The organism is Pseudomonas sp. MOIL14HWK12:I1, assembly GCF_000510705.1.
GTDB classification, from domain to species: domain Bacteria; phylum Pseudomonadota; class Gammaproteobacteria; order Pseudomonadales; family Pseudomonadaceae; genus Chryseomonas; species Chryseomonas oryzihabitans.
Genome location: NZ_KI783307.1, coordinates 1,310,641 through 1,327,477 on the forward strand (window position 1 = coordinate 1,310,641; position 16,837 = coordinate 1,327,477).

General features: G+C 66.8%; 16 protein-coding genes. 3 read left to right on the top strand and 13 right to left on the bottom strand.

The genetic code is table 11. From position 1 onward, the window contains the following. Positions 1-95: 95 nt before the first annotated feature. From PSEK12I1_RS0116070 to PSEK12I1_RS0116085, 4 genes are all read right to left on the bottom strand, one after another. Positions 96-1,097 carry an NADP-dependent oxidoreductase gene (locus PSEK12I1_RS0116070; protein ID WP_007158455.1) on the bottom strand — a complete coding sequence of 334 codons (1,002 nt, stop codon included), beginning with the start codon at positions 1,095-1,097 and terminating at the stop codon, positions 96-98. Positions 1,098-1,152: 55 nt separating this feature from the next. Beyond that, a complete protein-coding gene (locus tag PSEK12I1_RS0116075; protein ID WP_027602215.1) occupies positions 1,153-2,340 on the bottom strand; it encodes a benzoate/H(+) symporter BenE family transporter in 1,188 nt (395 codons plus the stop codon). 9 nt (positions 2,341-2,349) lie between these two features. Continuing rightward, positions 2,350-2,955, bottom strand: coding sequence for a LysE family translocator (locus PSEK12I1_RS0116080; RefSeq protein WP_027602216.1), 606 nt, complete (start codon positions 2,953-2,955; stop codon positions 2,350-2,352). Positions 2,956-3,043: 88 nt separating this feature from the next. Continuing rightward, a complete protein-coding gene (locus PSEK12I1_RS0116085) occupies positions 3,044-3,526 on the bottom strand; it encodes a MarR family winged helix-turn-helix transcriptional regulator (RefSeq protein WP_027602217.1) in 483 nt (160 codons plus the stop codon). A gap of 80 nt (positions 3,527-3,606) precedes the next feature. Here PSEK12I1_RS0116085 and PSEK12I1_RS0116090 point away from each other — a divergent pair, with 80 nt between their 5' ends. Then, positions 3,607-4,764 (top strand): PLP-dependent aminotransferase family protein, encoded by a 1,158-nt coding sequence (locus PSEK12I1_RS0116090; RefSeq protein ID WP_027602218.1) that lies wholly within the window; start codon positions 3,607-3,609, stop codon positions 4,762-4,764. A gap of 14 nt (positions 4,765-4,778) precedes the next feature. Beyond that, the gene (locus PSEK12I1_RS0116095; protein WP_027602219.1) at positions 4,779-5,378 is read left to right on the top strand and encodes a glutathione S-transferase family protein; all 600 of its coding nucleotides are present in this window, start codon (positions 4,779-4,781) and stop codon (positions 5,376-5,378) included. 46 nt (positions 5,379-5,424) lie between these two features. Here PSEK12I1_RS0116095 and PSEK12I1_RS0116100 read toward each other — a convergent pair whose 3' ends face one another. From PSEK12I1_RS0116100 to PSEK12I1_RS0116115, 3 genes are all read right to left on the bottom strand, one after another. Further along, positions 5,425-5,847, bottom strand: a complete 423-nt coding sequence (locus PSEK12I1_RS0116100; RefSeq protein WP_235389917.1) for a hypothetical protein — start codon at positions 5,845-5,847, stop codon at positions 5,425-5,427. 339 nt (positions 5,848-6,186) lie between these two features. Next, on the bottom strand, positions 6,187-7,086 hold the full coding sequence (locus PSEK12I1_RS0116110) for a manganese catalase family protein (protein ID WP_007158448.1): 900 nt from the start codon (positions 7,084-7,086) through the stop codon (positions 6,187-6,189). Positions 7,087-7,125: 39 nt separating this feature from the next. Then, positions 7,126-7,638: a ferritin-like domain-containing protein gene (locus PSEK12I1_RS0116115; RefSeq protein WP_007158447.1), complete on the bottom strand. Its 513-nt coding sequence runs from the start codon at positions 7,636-7,638 to the stop codon at positions 7,126-7,128. Between the two features lie 352 nt (positions 7,639-7,990). Here PSEK12I1_RS0116115 and PSEK12I1_RS0116120 point away from each other — a divergent pair, with 352 nt between their 5' ends. Beyond that, positions 7,991-10,855, top strand: coding sequence for an EAL domain-containing protein (locus tag PSEK12I1_RS0116120; RefSeq protein ID WP_027602220.1), 2,865 nt, complete (start codon positions 7,991-7,993; stop codon positions 10,853-10,855). On the opposite strand, the gene rbsD is transcribed toward PSEK12I1_RS0116120, so the two are convergent. From rbsD to PSEK12I1_RS0116150, 6 genes are read right to left on the bottom strand one after another with little or no spacing between them, the layout of a single operon-like run. Continuing rightward, entirely contained in the window at positions 10,852-11,256 is a 405-nt protein-coding gene (gene rbsD / locus PSEK12I1_RS0116125) for a D-ribose pyranase (protein ID WP_027602221.1), read from the bottom strand. The two genes, PSEK12I1_RS0116120 and rbsD, sit on opposite strands and share 4 nt — an antisense overlap. Further along, on the bottom strand, positions 11,253-12,161 hold the full coding sequence (rbsK, locus tag PSEK12I1_RS0116130) for a ribokinase (protein WP_027602222.1): 909 nt from the start codon (positions 12,159-12,161) through the stop codon (positions 11,253-11,255). The genes rbsD and rbsK overlap by 4 nt, the downstream gene beginning before the upstream one ends. Continuing rightward, the gene (locus PSEK12I1_RS0116135; RefSeq protein ID WP_027599476.1) at positions 12,151-13,170 is read right to left on the bottom strand and encodes a LacI family DNA-binding transcriptional regulator; all 1,020 of its coding nucleotides are present in this window, start codon (positions 13,168-13,170) and stop codon (positions 12,151-12,153) included. Before PSEK12I1_RS0116135 ends, rbsK begins: the two co-directional genes overlap by 11 nt. Beyond that, on the bottom strand, positions 13,170-14,147 hold the full coding sequence (locus PSEK12I1_RS0116140; protein ID WP_007158442.1) for an ABC transporter permease: 978 nt from the start codon (positions 14,145-14,147) through the stop codon (positions 13,170-13,172). The genes PSEK12I1_RS0116135 and PSEK12I1_RS0116140 overlap by 1 nt, the downstream gene beginning before the upstream one ends. Further along, complete coding sequence (locus PSEK12I1_RS0116145; protein WP_027602223.1) at positions 14,144-15,700, bottom strand: sugar ABC transporter ATP-binding protein; 1,557 nt, start codon at positions 15,698-15,700, stop codon at positions 14,144-14,146. Before PSEK12I1_RS0116145 ends, PSEK12I1_RS0116140 begins: the two co-directional genes overlap by 4 nt. A gap of 16 nt (positions 15,701-15,716) precedes the next feature. Continuing rightward, positions 15,717-16,673, bottom strand: a complete 957-nt coding sequence (locus PSEK12I1_RS0116150) for a sugar ABC transporter substrate-binding protein (RefSeq protein ID WP_007158440.1) — start codon at positions 16,671-16,673, stop codon at positions 15,717-15,719. Positions 16,674-16,837: the final 164 nt, after the last annotated feature.

The window sequence follows — 16,837 nt, forward strand, 5'->3', positions numbered from 1 at the left end:
GGCGTATGGTGGCGATTGGCCGTCTGTAAGTTGACGCCTGAAGGCCAGGCGGGTCGCTTTCGCGACCCGCTCGTGACGACTTTCCGACGCGGGGCCTACACCTTGAGCACCAGCTTGCCGAAGTTCTCGCCGGAGAACAGCTTCATCAGGGTCTCGGGGAAGGTATCCAGACCTTCCACCACATGCTCGCGGGATTTGAGCTGGCCGTCGGCCAGCCAGATCGCCAACTGCTTCTGCGCCTCGGCATAGCGAGCGGCGTGATCGAGCACGATGAAGCCTTCCATGCGCGCGCGGTTGCTGAGCAGCGCCAGATAGTTCTGCGGGCCCTGCACCTTGTCGCTGTTGTACTGACTGATGGCGCCGCAGAGCACCACCCGTGCGCGGAAATTGATCTGCGCCAGCACCGCGTCGAGGGTCGGACCGCCGACGTTGTCGAAATAGACGTCGATACCGTTGGGGCACTCGCGCTGCAGGGCGGCCGCGAGGTCCGGTTCTGCCTTGTAGTCGATGGCGGCGTCGAAGCCGAGCTCCTCGATCAGATAGCGGCATTTCTCCGCGCCACCGGCGATGCCCACCACATGGCAGGCCTTGAGCTTGCCGATCTGGCCGACCATGCTGCCCACCGCGCCGGCGGCGCCGGAGACCACGATGGTCTGGCCGGCCTTGGGCTCGCCGACCTCCAGCAGGCCGAAGTAGGCGGTCAGGCCGGTCATGCCGAGCACGGAAAGGTACTGGGGCAGGCTGGCCTTGCTGGGGTCCACCTTGTAGAAGCCCTGGGGCTCGCCCAGGTAATAGTCCTGGATGCCGAGCATGCCATTGACGGTATCGCCCACCTTGAAGTCCGGGTGGTTGGACGCCACCACCTCGCCGACGCCCAGGGCGCGAATGACCTCGCCGATGCCGATGGGCTTGATATAGGACTTGCCCTCGTTCATCCAGCCGCGCATGGCCGGGTCGAGGGACAGGTACAGATTCTTGATCAGCACCTGACCGGCGCCGGGTTCGCCGATCGGCTGCTCGACGCGCTCGAAGGTGTCGGCGGTGGGTTCGCCGGATGGGCGTTTGGCGAGCAGGAATTGGCGATTGGTACGGGACATGGTGTTCTCCTGACGGGAAGGATCCAGTTCCGACCCGTCAGGAGGGGCGCGGGTTCTAACGGCGGCGTGCGGTCAGTAGCAAACTGGCCAAAAGACCGGCGACCAGGCCCCAGAAGGCCGAGCCGATCCCGCCCAGGGTCAGGCCCGAGGCGGTGACCAGAAAGGTGATGAGTGCCGGTTCGCGCTGGCCGGGGTCGGCGAGGGCGCCGTGCAGGCCGTTCATGATGGAGCCGAGCAGCGCCAGGGCGGCTACCGAGATCACCAGTTCGCCTGGCAGCGAGGCGAACAGCGCTGCCAGGGTGGCGCCGAACAGCCCGGCGATGCCATAGAAGAGTCCGCACCAGACCGCCGCGGTATAGCGCTTGCTGGCGTCCTCATGGGCCTGGGGACCGGTGCAGATCGCCGCGCTGATGGCCGCCAGGTTGATGCCATGGGAGCCGAAGGGTGCCAGCAGCAGCGAGGCGAGGCCGGTGGTGGCGATCAGCGGCGAGGCCGGGACCGCGTAGCCATCGGTGCGCAGCACGGCGATACCGGGCATGTTCTGCGAAGCCATGGCCACCACGAACAGCGGGATGGCGATGCCGATGGTAGCGGCCAGGGAAAAGGTCGGGGTGGTCCATACCGGCACCGCCAGCTCCAGGCGCAGGCTGTGGAAGTCCAGCAGGCCCAGCCCGGCGGCCAGCAGCAGGCCAGCCACCAGGGCGACCAGCACGCAATAGCGCGGCCACAACCGCTTGGCCACCAGGTAGGCCAGGGCCATGCTCAGCACCAGCGCGGTCTGGTTCTGGACCGCGGTGCAGATCTCGATGCCGATGCGAAAGAGGATGCCGGCCAGCAGGGCGGCGGCCAGCGCCGGCGGGACCCGGCGCAGCAGGCGGTCGACGCTGCCGGTGAGACCGCAGAGGGCGAGCAGCACGGCGCAGAGGACAAAGGCGCCGATGGCGTCGCTGTAGGGCACCGACGGCAGGCTGGTGACCAGCAGCGCGGCGCCCGGGGTCGACCAGGCGATGACGATGGGGGTGCGGTATTTCAGCGACAGGCCGATGGTGGTCAGCGCCATGCCGATGGACAGTGCCCAGATCCAGGAGGAGATCTGTCCGCTGCTCAGGCCGGCATTCTGGCCGGCCTGGAACATCAGCACCAGGGAACTGGTGTAGCCCACCAGCATGGCGACGAAGCCGGCGACCACGGCGGCGGGCGAGGTATCGGCCAGCGGGGAAAGGCGTTGCGGAGCCGCGTGCATCGAAAAACCTCAGTGATGGCCGAACAGGATGGGATAGAGGGACAGCACCAGCAGCAGGGCCATGCTCCAGTTGAACAGCCGCAGCCGTGCAGGGCTGCTGAGCAGACGGCGCAGGCCCATGCCGAACAGCGTCCAGAGGCTGACGCTGGGCAGGTTGATCAGGGCGAAGAGCAGGGCAACCAGCAACAGGTTGGCGGTGAAGTTCTCGGCCGGAATATAGGCGGTGACCGCGCCGATGGCCATCACCCAGGCCTTGGGGTTCACCCACTGGAAGGCCGCAGCCTGGAAGAAGCCGAAGGGTTTGCCGCTGCCCGACTCCCGCGGTGTGGGGGCAGAAGCGGTGGCCAGCTTCCAGGCCAGATACAGCAGGTAGGCGCCGCCAAGGACCCGCAAGGCGATCTGCAGCGGCGGATAGAGCACGAACAGCTGACCCAGGCCGAGGCCGGTGCAGATGACCAGCAGCATGTGGCCCAGGCTGATGCCGAACATGTGCGGCAGGGTCCGCCGAAAGCCGAAATTCACTCCCGACGCCAGCAGCATCATGTTGTTGGGGCCGGGCGTGGCGGAGGAGACGAAGGCGAAGAGCATGAAGGCGGAGAGCAGTTCGACGGTCATGAGGGGCATCTCTGGGCTTTGCGCCAGCTTAGCCAGGCCGCTCGGGCCGGTATCCGTACACCGAGGCCACGAACCAGCGGTACAGTTTCTAGGAGTCGACCGAAGGGGTCAAACTGTCCTGGCTTTCGGCCTCGCTCTCCTGGCGGCCGGCCAGGGCCTGATTGAACGCCAGCCAGCCCTCTGCCGCGTCCGCTCCCGCCGACGCCAGCGCCGCTTGCACCAAGCGCATCTGTTCACGTCTCAGGGTCTGCTCCAGGGCGGCGCCACCCCGGGTCAGGGATAGCCGTCGCTTGCGCTTGTCCGCGGCATCCGTCTCCATGGCCACCAGTTGCATTTCCAGCAACTGCCGCAACGGAATGTTCAACGCCTGCTTGCTGACGTTGAGCACCTCCAGCAGCGCCTTGTTGCTCAGCCCTGGTTCGCGCGCGATGAAGAACAGGATGCGCTGGTGGACCCGGCTCAGGCCGCGCCGCGCCAGCATATCGTCGGCCTTGGCGGTGAACGCCTGGTAACCGAAGAAGAAGGTCTCCATGACCAGGCGCTGCTGGGAGGTCTGATTTAGGTCAAGCATATTGACTTGTCTTTCCGGAGTGGATTAGGGTCGGTCAAGTAGTTTGACTCATTACCAGGCCACGGGCCACAGGAGGGCAGATGGCATTTTCCGAACGGGTGACCCGACTCAAGAGCAGCCTGATCCGCGACATCCTGGCAGCGGCGCAGCGCCCGGAGGTGATGTCCTTCGCCGGAGGACTGCCGGCCGAGCGCTGCCTGCCAGCGGTGGACTGGAGCACGATGCCGGCCGGCCTGGGTCAGTACGGCATGAGCGAGGGCGAGCCGGCGCTGCGCGAGGCCATCGCCGCCCAGGCCCGCGCCTATGGCCTGGACTGCACGGCGGACCAGGTGCTGGTGACCACGGGTTCGCAGCAGGCCCTGGATCTGATCGCCAAGCTCTATCTCGACGTCGGCACCCCGGTGCTGGTGGAGGGCCCGACCTACCTGGCGGCGCTGCAGAGCTTCCAGTTCTTTGGCGCCGAGTGCCTGGAGGTCAGCCTGACGCCGGAGGGCCTGGATCTGGAGGCCTTGCGCCTGCGCCTGGAAGAGCAACGCCCGGCCTTCGCCTATCTGATCCCGACCTTCCAGAATCCTTCCGGGGTGCGCTATTCCGCAGCCAACCGTGCGGCGGTGGCAGCCCTGCTGGACGAGTATGGCGTGACCCTGGTCGAGGACGAGCCCTATCGCGAACTCAGCTATGACGGCGCGCCGGCGCGGCCGCTGTGCGGCCAACTCCGGCGCAGCGCCTGGATCCACACCGGCAGCCTGTCCAAGACGCTGCTGCCCGGCCTGCGCGTGGGCTACCTGATCGCCTCGCCTGAACTGCTCAAGCCCCTGCGGGCGCTCAAGCAGGCGGCCGATCTGCACACCTGCCGCATGAGCCAGTGGCAGGTGCTGCAATGGCTGGGTAGTGAGCGTTATGCCCGGCACCTGGAGGAGGTGCGGGCCTTCTACCGTGAGCGTCGCGATGGCTTCGCGCGGGCGCTGACGCGACATTTCAGCGACATCGCCGACTGGCAGATTCCCCAGGGTGGACTGTTCTTCTGGTTACGGCTGAAAACGCCCCTGGATACCCGTACGCTGCTGGATGCCGCCCTGGCGCAGGACGTCGCCTTCATGCCGGGCGAGCCATTCTTCGCCGAACCGGATCGTCACCGCGGTCTGCTGCGGCTCAATTTCAGCCATGTGCTGCCCGAACGGCTGGATACGGGCCTTGCGCGCCTGGCCAGCGTGATCCGGGAAGCCACCCCCCCATGACAAGGAGCTGTGAGATGTATCAGGTCTATGGCGATCGTCGTTCCGGCAACTGCTACAAGGTGGTGCTGATGCTGCACCTGCTCGGCCTGGAGTATCGCTGGCACGAGGTCGATATCCTCGCTGGCGAGACGCAGAGCGAAGCCTTTTTGGCGAAGAATCCCAACGGCAAGATTCCGGTGCTGGAGCTGGAAGACGGCACCTGCCTGTGGGAATCCAATGCCATCCTCAACTTCCTCGCCGACGGCACGCGCTTCCTGCCCAGCGAGCCGCGGCTGCGGACCCAGGTGCTGCAGTGGCAATTCTTCGAGCAGTACAGTCACGAACCCTATGTGGCGGTGGCGCGTTTCATCCAGCTCTACCAAGGGCTGCCGGCGGAGCGCCGGGAGGAGTACGAGGTCTGCCTGGTGCGCGGCTACAAGGCCTTGCGGGTGATGGAGCAGCAGTTGCAGCGCACGCCCTTCCTGGTCGGCGAGGACTACTCGATCGCCGATATCGCGCTCTATGCCTACACCCACGTCGCCCACGAAGGCGGCTTCAGCCTGGACGACTATCCGGCCATCCAGGCCTGGCTGGCGCGGGTAGCGGCGCAGCCGGGGCATATCGCCATCGGCTGAAACGCGAGCGGGGAGCCAGGGCTCCCCGCGGGACGCTCGGACGTGATCAGCGAGCGCTGACCACGAACTGCCAGTACTGGTTGAGGCGGCGCTCGCCACCGTTGGCGGTCAGCAGCACGGAGGACGGCGGCTTGGACTGCAGCTCCGGCAGGGATTTCATCAGCGTCAGCCAGTTGCTGTAGTAGGTCTGCAGGCAGCGGCGGGCGGTGCCGTTGTTCTGCAGGGAGGTGAGGGCCTTCTGATAGGCCGGCTCGATCTGCGACAGTGCCTGGACGACACAGCTGTCGGTATCGGAGAAGCGAGCCGTATCGCCGATGCGGGTTCCGGCGATCACCGCCTTGTTCGCGCAGCTCTTGAAGGCGACCATGCTGGCCTGCTCGAACTGCAGGGCATCCTGGTCCATGGCGAAAACGGGTGCGCTGCAGACAGCGGCTGCAACGAGGGCTAAGGCGTAAGCGTGGCGTTTCATGGTGGCGTCCCTGGCTACGTCATATAACGTGATGGCATCAATGCACAGCGGCAGACTGCGCCGCCGGACAAATGTTCAGCGCAAAAGGCGGCAAAGCGCCATCAGGTGAATTCCACCAGACCGACGGTAGTGAGACCTATGAACAGGGCGGTCAGGGCGACCATGGCGAACGCCAGGAGATAATCTTCCATCAGGGCTTTCCCTACTACGATGACGGCAGTAGGACCGATGGCAATTGGCCAGGTTCGTGCGGAAGCGCAGCGCGCGCAAGCGGGCCGACGAAAGGTCATCGGGCCGAGGGGAGGGCGACGACGCCCGATGGGCGCCGTCGCCTAGACATCACTCTTCCAGACGGTTCTTGTCGAGTTGCTTGGCCAGGCCGGCGCCCAGATCGGCACCCGTTACCGGTGCAGCATTCGGATCCGACATGGTGCGGGTCGCGAGCTGTTCGACCGCCTTGGCCTGCATCGGCGGCAGCTTGACGCTGGCCAGGCCGTCGCCGCCGTCCACGGCGGGGCTGGGCTGTTCCACGAACTCCCAGTCCTGACCCTGGTTCCAGGGACCGCGCATATCGCCTTCGCCTTGCGACATGTTGTAGTAGACGCTGGCGAATTCCGGCCGCGGTGGCATCTTGCCCTGGGGGAAATTGGGCTGGATGGAGTGCAGCGCGTTCTCGAAGGACTTCTGGTGCGCGATCTCGCGGGTCATCAGAAAGCTCAGGGTGTCCTTGATGCCGGCATCGTCGGTGACGTTGATCAGGCGCTCGTAAACGATCTTGGCCCGGGCCTCGGCGGCGATGTTGGATCGCAGGTCGATGGTCGGCTCGCCGACGGTGTCGATGTAGGCCGCGGTCCAGGGCACCCCGCCCGAGTTGATCAGTTGCGGGCCGCCACCGTAGAGGATCTGAGTGAGGTGGGAGTCATTGCCGGCACCGGTCAGGGAGCGGTACATGTCCGCTTCTTCCTGGGTTTTTTCCGCCAGGTCGCCCTTGGCGCCCTTGTTCAGCATGGCGATCATCGAACCGATGATTTCCAGGTGGCTGAGTTCTTCGGTGGCGATGTCGAACAGCATGTCCTTGCGGCCCGGGTCGAGCTCGGCTATCGCCTGGGTGAAGTAGCGCATGGCGGCGGCGAGTTCGCCTTGGGGACCGCCGAATTGCTCCAGCATCAGGTTGGCGAGACCGGGATTGGGTTCGGACACGCGCACGGTGTATTGCAGTCGCTTGTTATGGACGAACATGTAACCTCCAGGGGCTAGTCACGGTATAACTCGGGCGTTTCAGCGCTTCGCGGTCAGATCGGGGTCGGCGGAGCGTTCCAGGAAGGCGCGGGTGGTGGCGGGCAGGTCTTCCAGCAGCCAGGCCGCCATGGCCTTCTCCTGTTCGAGGATGCGTTCGCAGGCCTGCTGCGTTTCGCTGTCGCCGATCTCGGCAGCGGCCGCGATCAGCGTGGTGTAGGTGGCGATTTCGATGTTCTCGAAGACATAGCCGGCGATGGCCCCCTTGATGACCTCATCGCTCATGGGTGCGCCGCCGATGGCCTGGCCCAGCGCCATCAACTTGCCGCCCATGTCCTTGAGGGTCGAGGGGCTGCTGCCGTGACGGCTCAGGCAGCCTTCGATCACCTGCCGCTGTTCCTGGGTCTCGCGGATGTGCTGCTCGATACGCTGGCGCAACTGCGGATAGTGCTCCAGGCGCGCGGCCTGGGCGGAGAGCATCTTCTCGGCCTGTTCCTCCATGGCATGGGCATCGCGCAGCCAGTCGATGAGGTTGTCTTGCTTGGAAGCGGTCATGGAAAACTCCTGCTCGTGGAGAGTGGCGACAACGGGCTGCAGCGCCCCGCCAGATTGCGTTCTGTCTGCTTATTAGTGGCCCTGGCCTAGCCAGAGATTCGGCTCATGGTGGCCTTTCGGATCGATGGGGAAGCCCTGGGCTTTTTGTTTTACAAGCCCAGCGGCAGGGGATTGTCTGGAACGCCGAGTTGTTGGACGGGCGCCTGTCGGCTGTACAACTCTTGTATTAGCCAAATAGCGTCTTTAGTCATATCTTTGCCGTTCACCCCCTCGAGCAAACCGTTCATTCCGTACTTGCCGAAGCCAGGGACATCTGTGTCAGGATCCGGCGAATGCATGGGAAGGAGTCAGCATGAAAGGGGCTGAGGAACAGCTGCCAGGCGTAGGCCCGGTCAGGTCGCCGGAGGCACGCTGGCCGGATCCGAACGTGCCGGGGCTGGAGCCGGACGAGATCATCGCGCAACTGCGGGCGTCGGCTGCGGGCGCTGACTGGGCCTGGTACCAGCGCCGTGGCCACTGGTCTTGCATGGCCACCGGAAATGACGCCGGTGGCTGGCCGGAATTGCTCGAGGACGAGGAGCTGGCGCAGCTGTCCGCCCAGGCCTCGCTCCGCTGCTATCCCACCGGCAGTGGCCCGACCCCGCTGGGCTGGTTGCTCGCCCGTCCCGATGGCCATACCGATTTCGCCGCCCTGGCCCTGAGATTCGGCTTCGTGCTGCAGCGCTTGCAGTTGCAGCGGGCCCAGGCCATCCAGCAGGTGCTCTACGACATCACCTACCTGGCCAGTTCGACCCTGGATCGCCAGCTGTTCATGCAGCGCACCCATGAGTTGCTGGTGACCCTGATCGATGCGGAGAACCTCTGCCTGGCATTGCTCGATCCCGACGCCGATCGGATCCACTATCCCTATTACTTCGATCAGCGCGACGAGAGCCCGCCAGCGCCGGGTTCCTTCGAGCCGCTGGACAGGGAGCAGCCGAGCCTGACCGCCTTTGTGCTCATGCACGGCGAGCCGCTGCTGCTGCCCAAGGAGGCCATGGAGGCCGCCCAGGCCAACGGACCCTATTACTGCCAGGGCAGCGTGCCCGAATTCTGGATGGGCATCCCGCTCAAGGATGGCGCCGATCGCACCTTCGGCGTGCTCAGCCTGCAGGTCTACGACCGCGAGCGCCGTTACGGCCCCGAGGACCAGGCGCTGTTCCAGGTCATCGCCCGCGACGTCGCCATGGCCCTGGACCGCATCCTCCGGCGAGAGGATCTGGAAGCCACCGTGGGCCAGCGCACCCAGGAGCTGTCGGAGGTCAACGCCCGGCTGCGCGAGCAGATCGCCGAGCGCGAACGCGCCGAGCAGCTGCAGGCGGCGCTGTTCCGCATCGCCGAGCTGTCCAGCGCCAGCACCGACATGCCGGAATTGCTGGGGGGGCTGCACCGCGTCGTCGGCGAGTTGCTCTATGCCCACAACTTCTACATCGCCCTCTACGACGACGCCTCGGGCGAGGTGAGCTTTCCCTATTTCGCCGATGAGCGCCGTACCGCGGCCCCCGTCGCCCGGCGCGGCAGCCGCGGCTATACCGAATACACCATCCGCCAACGGCGACCCTGCATCATTGATCGGCACAAGGCCCGCCTGCTCATCGAGCGCGGCGAGATCACCCCGGTCGAGGGTACCCCGGAAGCCTGTTCCTGGCTGGGTATCCCGCTCTATGACGGCAAGCAGGTCCGCGGCGTACTGGCGGTGCAGAGCTATCGCGAGGATGTCCGTTACAGCCAGCGCGACCAGGAGCTGCTGACCTTCGTCTCGCGCCACATCGATACCGCCTTGTCCCGGCGCAGCGCTGCGGAAGCCATCCAGCAGTCGCGCCAGGCCCTGGAGGTCAGGGTGCAGGAGCGCACCCGGGCCCTGGATGCGGCCAATGCCCGACTGCTGTACGAGAACAATCACGATGCCCTTACCCGGCTGCCCAATCGCAGCTTCTTGCAGCAGCGCCTGGGCGAACTCTGGACGGCGCTGGAGCGCGACGGCGCCGGTCTGGCGGTGATGTTTCTCGACCTGGACAGGTTCAAGCGCATCAACGACCAGTTCGGCCATCCCTTCGGCGATCTGCTGCTGGTGGCGGCGGGGGAGCGGCTGTCTGGCTGCCTGCGGGAGACCGACCTGCTGGCGCGGCTGGGGGGTGACGAATTCGCCATCCTGGTGCCCGGTGGCGGCCTCGATTCACCGGTGGCCATTGCCCAGCGCATCATCGACGCCTTCGATCGCCCACTGGTGATCGACGACCACAGTCTGTTCGCCTCCTGCAGCATCGGCATCGTGGTGGCCGATCCCAGTCTGCATCGCCAGCCGGATGACCTGCTGCGCGATGCCGACACGGCCATGTACCGGGTCAAGCAGGGCGGCCGCGACAACTTCGCGGTGTTCAACCAGGAACTGCGCCAGGTGGTGTCCGACCAGGTGGTGCGCGAAGGCGCGCTGCGCAAGGCGCTGAAGAACGGCAACGAACTGGAGCCCTTCTTCCAGCCGATCATCGAGGTCGGCACCGGTCGCGTGGCGGCGCTGGAGGCGCTGATCCGCTGGCGACAGCCCGATGGCAGCGTGCTGGCGCCGGGGGCCTTTCTCCCCGAGCTGGAAGGCCTGCGCCTGATCGGACGGCTGGATACCTACATGCTGACGCGCATCGCCGCCACCCTGGCCGAGCCCGCCCAGGCTCATTGGCCGGTGGTGCACGTCAACTGCTCCAGCTACAGCATCGTGCAGCCGGAATTCGCCGACGAGGTGCTGAGCATCCTCGCCGCGTACGGTGTGGCGCCGTCACGGATCTGCCTGGAATTGACCGAAGGGGCCCTGGTCGCCGAGCCCGAGCGTGCCAAGGCGGCCATGGAGGCCCTGGATCGCCACGGGGTCTCGGTGGTGCTGGACGATTTTGGCGCGGGCTTCTCGTCGCTGGGCTATGTCCACGAATACCGCTTTCGCGGCCTCAAGATCGACAAATCCTTTGTGCTGCGTCTGGGCGACAGCACGCGCAGTGTCGCCATCGTCCGCGCCATCGTGCGCATGGCCGAGTCGCTGGGCCTGGATGTGGTCGCCGAGGGCGTCGAGGACGCCCAGGCACTGCAACTGCTCAAGGACATGGGCGCCCGCCATGCCCAGGGCTATCTGTTCGCCCGGCCGCTGGACCTGCAGGCGACCCGGCAGCTGCTGGGCAGGGCCGCCGGCTAGAAGGTGACGCCGGCCACCAGGATCAGGTTGGTGTAGGGCTGGCACTCGCCGGTACGGATCTGCACCCGCGCCTGGCGACACAGGGTCTTCATCTCGTCATGGGAAACCAGGCGGCGGCTGCCCAGGGCGCCGTCGGCGTTCAGGCGCTCCAGTTCGGCCAGGGCCGGGGGCTGGACCTCGAGGGTTTCCTCGGCGAGCAGGTGACTTTCCACCTGCATCTCGCTGATCAGCGCCTGCAGCACACTGAGGAAATCCGGTACGCCCGGGGTCACGGCCAGATCGACCAGGGGCGTGCCCGGCGGCACCGGCATGCCGGCGTCACCGATGACCACCAGGTCGCCGTGGCCGAGACTGGCGACGGCCTGGGACAGGGCGATGTTGAGCAGAGCGGTCTTCTTCACCGGGCGAGCTCCTGGCGGCTGGGGATGGAGGGCTGGGCGCCCGGACGGGTGACGGCGATGGCGGCGGCCTGCTGGCCGAGGGCGATGGCCGCCGAGACGCTCAGACCCTCCGCCAGGCCGGCGGCGAAGCCACCCAGGAAGGTGTCTCCGGCGGCCGTGGTGTCCACCGCCTTGACCGGCGTGGCCGGGTGGTGCTGGCAGCCGTCGGCGGAGACCTGCAGCAGGCCCTGGCCGCCCAGGGTCAGCAGCACCTGCCGGGCGCCGGCGGCGACCAGTTGGCGCGCAGCGGCTTCGGCCTGCTCCAGCGTGTCCACCGGCAGGCCTGTCAGCAGGCTGGCTTCGCTTTCGTTGGGCACCAGGTAGTCGATATGGGCGTACCACTCGGCCGGCAGCGGTCCGGTGGCCGGCGCCGGATTGAGGATCACCGTCTTGCCCAGCGCATGGGCGCGGGCGAGGGCGGCGCCCACGGTAGCCAGCGGGACCTCCAGCTGGGCGATCACCAGCTTGGCCTGGTCCAGCACGGATTCCTGGGCCTGCAGATGAGCGGCGGACAGTTCGCCGTTGCCACCGGCGACGATGACGATGGCGTTCTGGCCCTGGTCGTCCACCAGGATGGAGGCGATGCCGGTGGGCACCTCGGCCGCCACCGAGACGCCCTGGCAGTCGATGCCTTCCTGGAGCAGGCTGCGGGTGAGGAAGTCGCCATAGGGATCGGCGCCGACGCAGCCGATCATGGCGACCCGGGCGCCCAGGCGCGCGGCCGCCACGGCCTGGTTGGCGCCCTTGCCGCCGGGTGCGGTGGTGAAGGTATGGCCGGCGAGGGTCTCGCCGCCCTTGGGCAGGCGCGGGGTGCGCACCACCAGGTCCATGTTCAGGCTGCCGATGACGACGACGTCAGGGTGCATGGGAGGTCTCCAGAGCAGAGGGCGCCGCGGTGGATTCGCGCAGCACCAGCCGGGGTACGGCGATGTCGTGGGTGGAAGGGCTGCCGACCGTCTCGCGGCGCGCCAGCAGCAGCTGGGCGGCGCGTTCGCCGAGGTCACGGATCGACTGGCCGATGGTGGTCAGGGCCGGGTAGAGATAGCGACTGAGTTCGATGTCGTCGAAGCCCACTACGGACAGCTGGCCGGGGACGCTCAGGCCCCGTTCGGCGGCGGCGCGCAGCACGCCCAGGGCGATGGTGTCGTTGCCGGCGAAGATCGCGGTGGGGCGCTCCGCCCGGGCCAGCAATTCGCGGGCTGCGGCATGACCGGCGGCGGCGGTGAAGGAGCAGCGCTGGATGGCGCCAGGGGCGATACCGGCCTCCGCCAGGGCCTGCTGGTAGCCGGTGATGCGCTCGCTGGCGACGGGAGAGTCGGCCGGGCCGCCGATGCAGGCGATGCGCCGATGACCGAGTTGCAGCAGGTGGCGGGTGGCGAGCAGGCCACCCTGGTGGTGATCGATGCGGATATGCGCGGCCTGGACGCCATCCAGCGGCCGGTCGGCCAGCACCAGCGGGATGCGCAGGCCGGCGAGGGCGCGGGCGAAGCGCGGATCGCCATCCACGGTGGCGACCACCAGGCCGTCGATCCGGCGCTCCTTGAGCACCCGCAGATAGCGCAGCTGCTTGTCGGCGTCGTCATCGGAATTGCAGAGGATGACGCTGTAGCCCTGGCGTTCGCAGTGATCCTCGATCCCCCGCGCCAGCTCGGCGAAGTAGGGGTTGACCGCATTGGGCACCAGCACGCCGAAGGTGCCGGTGGCGCGACTGCGCAGGGAGCGCGCCACGCCGCTGGGCACGTAGCCCAGTTCGGCGATGGCCGCCTCGACCTTTTCCCGCACGCCCGGACTGACCGGGCGGCTGTTGTTCACCACATGGGAGACGGTGGTGTAGGAGATGCCGGCGCGGGCGGCGACATCCTTGATGGTCGCCATCAGCCCTTGCTCTTGGCGCGCTGGCTACGGTAGGTGTCGAGGATCACGGCGACCACGATGACCGCGCCGGTGATGATGCGCTTGGTCGGCTCGCTGGCGCCGATCTGGGCCAGGCCCGCGGCCAGCACCGAGATGATCAGTACGCCGAAGAAGGTGCTGATGACCGAGCCGCGACCGCCCATGAGGCTGGTCCCGCCGATCACCACGGCGGCGATCACCTGCAGCTCCAGGCCGACGCCGGCATTGGGATCGGCGGCTTCCAGGCGGGATATCTGGAACAGCGCGGCGAGGCCCGCCAGCAGGCCCATGAGGGCGAAGACGATGACCTTATAGGGCTTGGGATTGATCCCGGCCAGGCGCACCGCTTCCTCGTTGGTGCCGATGGCGATCAGGTAGCGCCCGAGCACCGAGCGGGTCAGCAGCAACTGGGCGACCACGATCACCAGCAGGGCGATGACGAAGGAGGGCGAGATGCCGAAGGCGAAGGGCGTCGACAGCCAGGCATAGGCATCGCCGATGTAGGCGGTGCGCGAATCGGTCAGCTGGTAGGCGGCGCCCCGGGCCATTTCCAGCACGCCCAGGGAGACGATGAAGGAAGGGATGCGCCAGGCCACGGTCACGCTGCCGGTGAGGGTGCCGGTCAGGGCGGCGCAGAGCATGCCCAGGGCCGCGGCGGGCAGGATGCCCCAGCCCCATTCCAGGGTGGCGACGCTGACCACGGCGGCGGCCAGGGCCACTACCGAACCCACCGAGAGGTCGATGCCGCCGATGATCAGGATGAAGGTCATCCCGGTCGCCAGCACCATCAGATCGGGGATCTGGTTGGCCAGGGTGGTGAAGGTGGCATAGGAGAGAAAGTGACTGCTCATCAGGGAGAACAGCACGATCATGGCCAGCAGGGCAGCGGCCAGGCCGACGTAGGTGCCCAGGCCCAGGCCGAAGGCGCGCCGGGAGGAGGTGACGGGAAGACTGCTCATCGAATGGCTTCCTGAGAAAGGGGTTGCGGCGGGACAGGTTCTTCCAGCAGGGCTTCGCGGGAGCGATAGCCGGCGAAGGCGGCGGCCAGCAGCCGCTCCTGATCCCAGTCATGGCGTTCGAAGGTGGCTTCCAGGCGGCCGGCGGAGATCACGCCGATGCGATCGCAGATCAGCATCAGCTCGCGCAGATCGCTGGAGACCACGACCAGGGCCTTGCCCTGGCGGGTGAGTTCGGCCAGCAGGCCATAGATCTCGAACTTGGCGCCGACGTCGATGCCGCGCGTGGGTTCGTCGAACAGCAGCACCTGGCAGTCGCGTTCGAGCCAGCGGCCGATGACCACCTTCTGCTGGTTGCCCCCGGAAAGTTCGCCCACGGGCTGGCTGCCGTCGTTGCAGCGGATGCGCATGCCCTTGATATGACGCTCGGCCAGGGCGGCTTCACGGGCGCTGCTGACCAGGCCCTGCTGGGCAACCTTGGCCATGTTGCCCAGGGCCAGGTTGGCGCTGATGGGCTGGCTGAGCAGCAGGCCTTCGCCCTTGCGGTCCTCGGTGATCAGGGCGATGCCCTGGCGTACCACCTTGGCCGGCGAGGCCAGGTCGACCGGTTTGCCGGCCAGGTGAACCGCGCCGGAGTCGGCGCGATCGGCACCGAAGATCAGCCGCAGCAATTCGGTCCGTCCGGCGCCGATCAGCCCGGAGATGCCATAGATCTCCCCGGCGCGGACGCTGAAGGAGACGTCCTGGACCTTGTCGGCGCGCGACAGGCCCTTGACCTCCAGCAGCGGCGGCCCGAACCGGCGCTCGCCCATGTCCAGGTGCTCGCCGAGATCGCGGCCGACCATGAGGCTGACGATCTGGTCGGTGGCGTACTCCGCCATGGGCGCATCGGCCACCAGGCGGCCATCGCGCAGCACCATCAGTTGCTGGGCGATGCGCTTGAGTTCTTCCAGGCGATGGGAGATGTAGACCAGGGCCACGCCCCGGGCACGCAGCCGCTCGATCTGCTCGAACAGCAGCTCCACCTCGCGCGAGGTGAGCATGGCGGTGGGTTCGTCGAGGATCAGCACCCGGCAATCGCCGATCAGGTTGCGGGCGATTTCCACCATCTGCTGGTGACCCACGCCCAGTTCGGCGATGGGGGTATCCGGATCGATGGACTCCAGGCCGACCTGGGCCATGGCCAGCCGCGCCTGTTCGCGCAGCTGGCGGCGGTCGATCCAGCCCAGCCGCCGGGGCAGGCGGTCGAGAAAGAGATTTTCCGCCACGGTGAGGGTGGGCAGCAGATTGAGCTCCTGCATGACCATCCGCACCCCCTGGGCTTCCGCCTCGCGGCGGCTGCCCGGGGCATAGGGTCGGCCGAGAAAGCTCAGCTCGCCGGTGGTGGGTTGCACCAGGCCACAGAGGATCTTGGACAGGGTGCTCTTGCCGGCGCCGTTTTCTCCAGTGAGCGCCAGCACCTGGCCGGCGCGCAATTCCAGGTCCACGCCGCCGAGTACCGGCTGTGCATAGGTCTTGCCGATGCCACGGGCGCTGAGGATGACCTCGGACGACATGGGGGCTCTCCTCGGATCAGGGCTGGGTGACGAGTTCGACCGGGGTCTCGATCACGCCGTCCTTGGCACCGGTGGGCTCGCCCTTGACCAGCTTGAGCGCGGCTTCGATCCCGAACACGGCCTGCTTGGCAGCGAACTGGTCGGCGGTAGCGAGGACGCGACCGTCCTTGAGCATCGGGTGGATGGCCTTGATGTTGTCGTAGCCGACGATCTGCACCTGGCCTTTCTTGCCGGCCGCGCGCACGGCGGAGACGGCGCCCAGCGCCATGCTGTCGTTGCCGGCCAGCAGGGCCTTCAGGTCAGGGTATTCGTTGAGCATGGCCGCGGCGACGGCGTTGCCCTTGTCGATTTCCCAGTTGCCGGATTGCACGCCGACGATCTTCATGCCGGCCGCTTCCATGGCGTCCTTGAAGCCTGCGGTGCGCTGCTGGGCGTTGGTGGTGGTGGAGACGCCCTCGATGATGCCGACCTGGTCACCCTGCTTGAGCTGCTTGGCCAGGTACTCGCCCACCAGGCGCGCGCCCTTGCGGTTGTCGGGCCCGACGAAGGGGATGTCCAGGGACTTGGACTTGAGCACCTCGGGATCCAGGCGATTGTCGATGTTGACCACCTTGATGCCGGCGTCGCTGGCCTTCTTCAGTACCGGAACCAGCGCCTTGGAGTCGGCCGGAGCGATGACCAGGGCGTCGACCTTGGACACGATCATCTGCTCGACGATACGGATCTGGCTGGAGGTGTCGGTCTCGTCCTTGATCCCGTTGGAGATCAGGTCGAAATCGGCGGAATGGTCTTTCTGGTAGGTCTTGGCGCCGTCTTCCATGGTCAGGAAGAATTCGTTGGCCAGGGACTTCATGACCAGCGCGACCTTGGGCTTTTCGGCGGCCGTGGCATGACTGGCGGCGAGCGGCAGGATCAGCGAAGCGGAGGTGAGAGCGATAGCCGCCAGCAGGCGGGCAGGGCGAAAGGCCAGCATAGGGGAATCTCCGAATTCTTATGGTTCTTGTGGTCGCGCAAACGTTTGCGCGAAAGCGAGAATGTCCGCTTCGTTGGTAGCTGTCAACGGAAGTCACTACATGAATCGATTCAGCGCCAGGGGACGGCAGGTTGGCCCTGGCCCTGTAGCCCCCGGTATACTGT

What these genes read in the sequence shown, in the direction of transcription:
- PSEK12I1_RS0116070 (WP_007158455.1), bottom strand. Translation starts at nt 1,097, where the DNA reads ATGTCCCGTACCAATCGCCAATTCCTGCTCGCCAAACGCCCATCCGGC.
- PSEK12I1_RS0116075 (WP_027602215.1), bottom strand. Translation starts at nt 2,340, where the DNA reads ATGCACGCGGCTCCGCAACGCCTTTCCCCGCTGGCCGATACCTCGCCC.
- PSEK12I1_RS0116080 (WP_027602216.1), bottom strand. Translation starts at nt 2,955, where the DNA reads ATGACCGTCGAACTGCTCTCCGCCTTCATGCTCTTCGCCTTCGTCTCC.
- PSEK12I1_RS0116085 (WP_027602217.1), bottom strand. Translation starts at nt 3,526, where the DNA reads ATGCTTGACCTAAATCAGACCTCCCAGCAGCGCCTGGTCATGGAGACC.
- PSEK12I1_RS0116090 (WP_027602218.1), top strand. Translation starts at nt 3,607, where the DNA reads ATGGCATTTTCCGAACGGGTGACCCGACTCAAGAGCAGCCTGATCCGC.
- PSEK12I1_RS0116095 (WP_027602219.1), top strand. Translation starts at nt 4,779, where the DNA reads ATGTATCAGGTCTATGGCGATCGTCGTTCCGGCAACTGCTACAAGGTG.
- PSEK12I1_RS0116100 (WP_235389917.1), bottom strand. Translation starts at nt 5,847, where the DNA reads ATGAAACGCCACGCTTACGCCTTAGCCCTCGTTGCAGCCGCTGTCTGC.
- PSEK12I1_RS0116110 (WP_007158448.1), bottom strand. Translation starts at nt 7,086, where the DNA reads ATGTTCGTCCATAACAAGCGACTGCAATACACCGTGCGCGTGTCCGAA.
- PSEK12I1_RS0116115 (WP_007158447.1), bottom strand. Translation starts at nt 7,638, where the DNA reads ATGACCGCTTCCAAGCAAGACAACCTCATCGACTGGCTGCGCGATGCC.
- PSEK12I1_RS0116120 (WP_027602220.1), top strand. Translation starts at nt 7,991, where the DNA reads ATGAAAGGGGCTGAGGAACAGCTGCCAGGCGTAGGCCCGGTCAGGTCG.
- rbsK (WP_027602222.1), bottom strand. Translation starts at nt 12,161, where the DNA reads ATGCACCCTGACGTCGTCGTCATCGGCAGCCTGAACATGGACCTGGTG.
- PSEK12I1_RS0116135 (WP_027599476.1), bottom strand. Translation starts at nt 13,170, where the DNA reads ATGGCGACCATCAAGGATGTCGCCGCCCGCGCCGGCATCTCCTACACC.
- PSEK12I1_RS0116140 (WP_007158442.1), bottom strand. Translation starts at nt 14,147, where the DNA reads ATGAGCAGTCTTCCCGTCACCTCCTCCCGGCGCGCCTTCGGCCTGGGC.
- PSEK12I1_RS0116145 (WP_027602223.1), bottom strand. Translation starts at nt 15,700, where the DNA reads ATGTCGTCCGAGGTCATCCTCAGCGCCCGTGGCATCGGCAAGACCTAT.
- PSEK12I1_RS0116150 (WP_007158440.1), bottom strand. Translation starts at nt 16,673, where the DNA reads ATGCTGGCCTTTCGCCCTGCCCGCCTGCTGGCGGCTATCGCTCTCACC.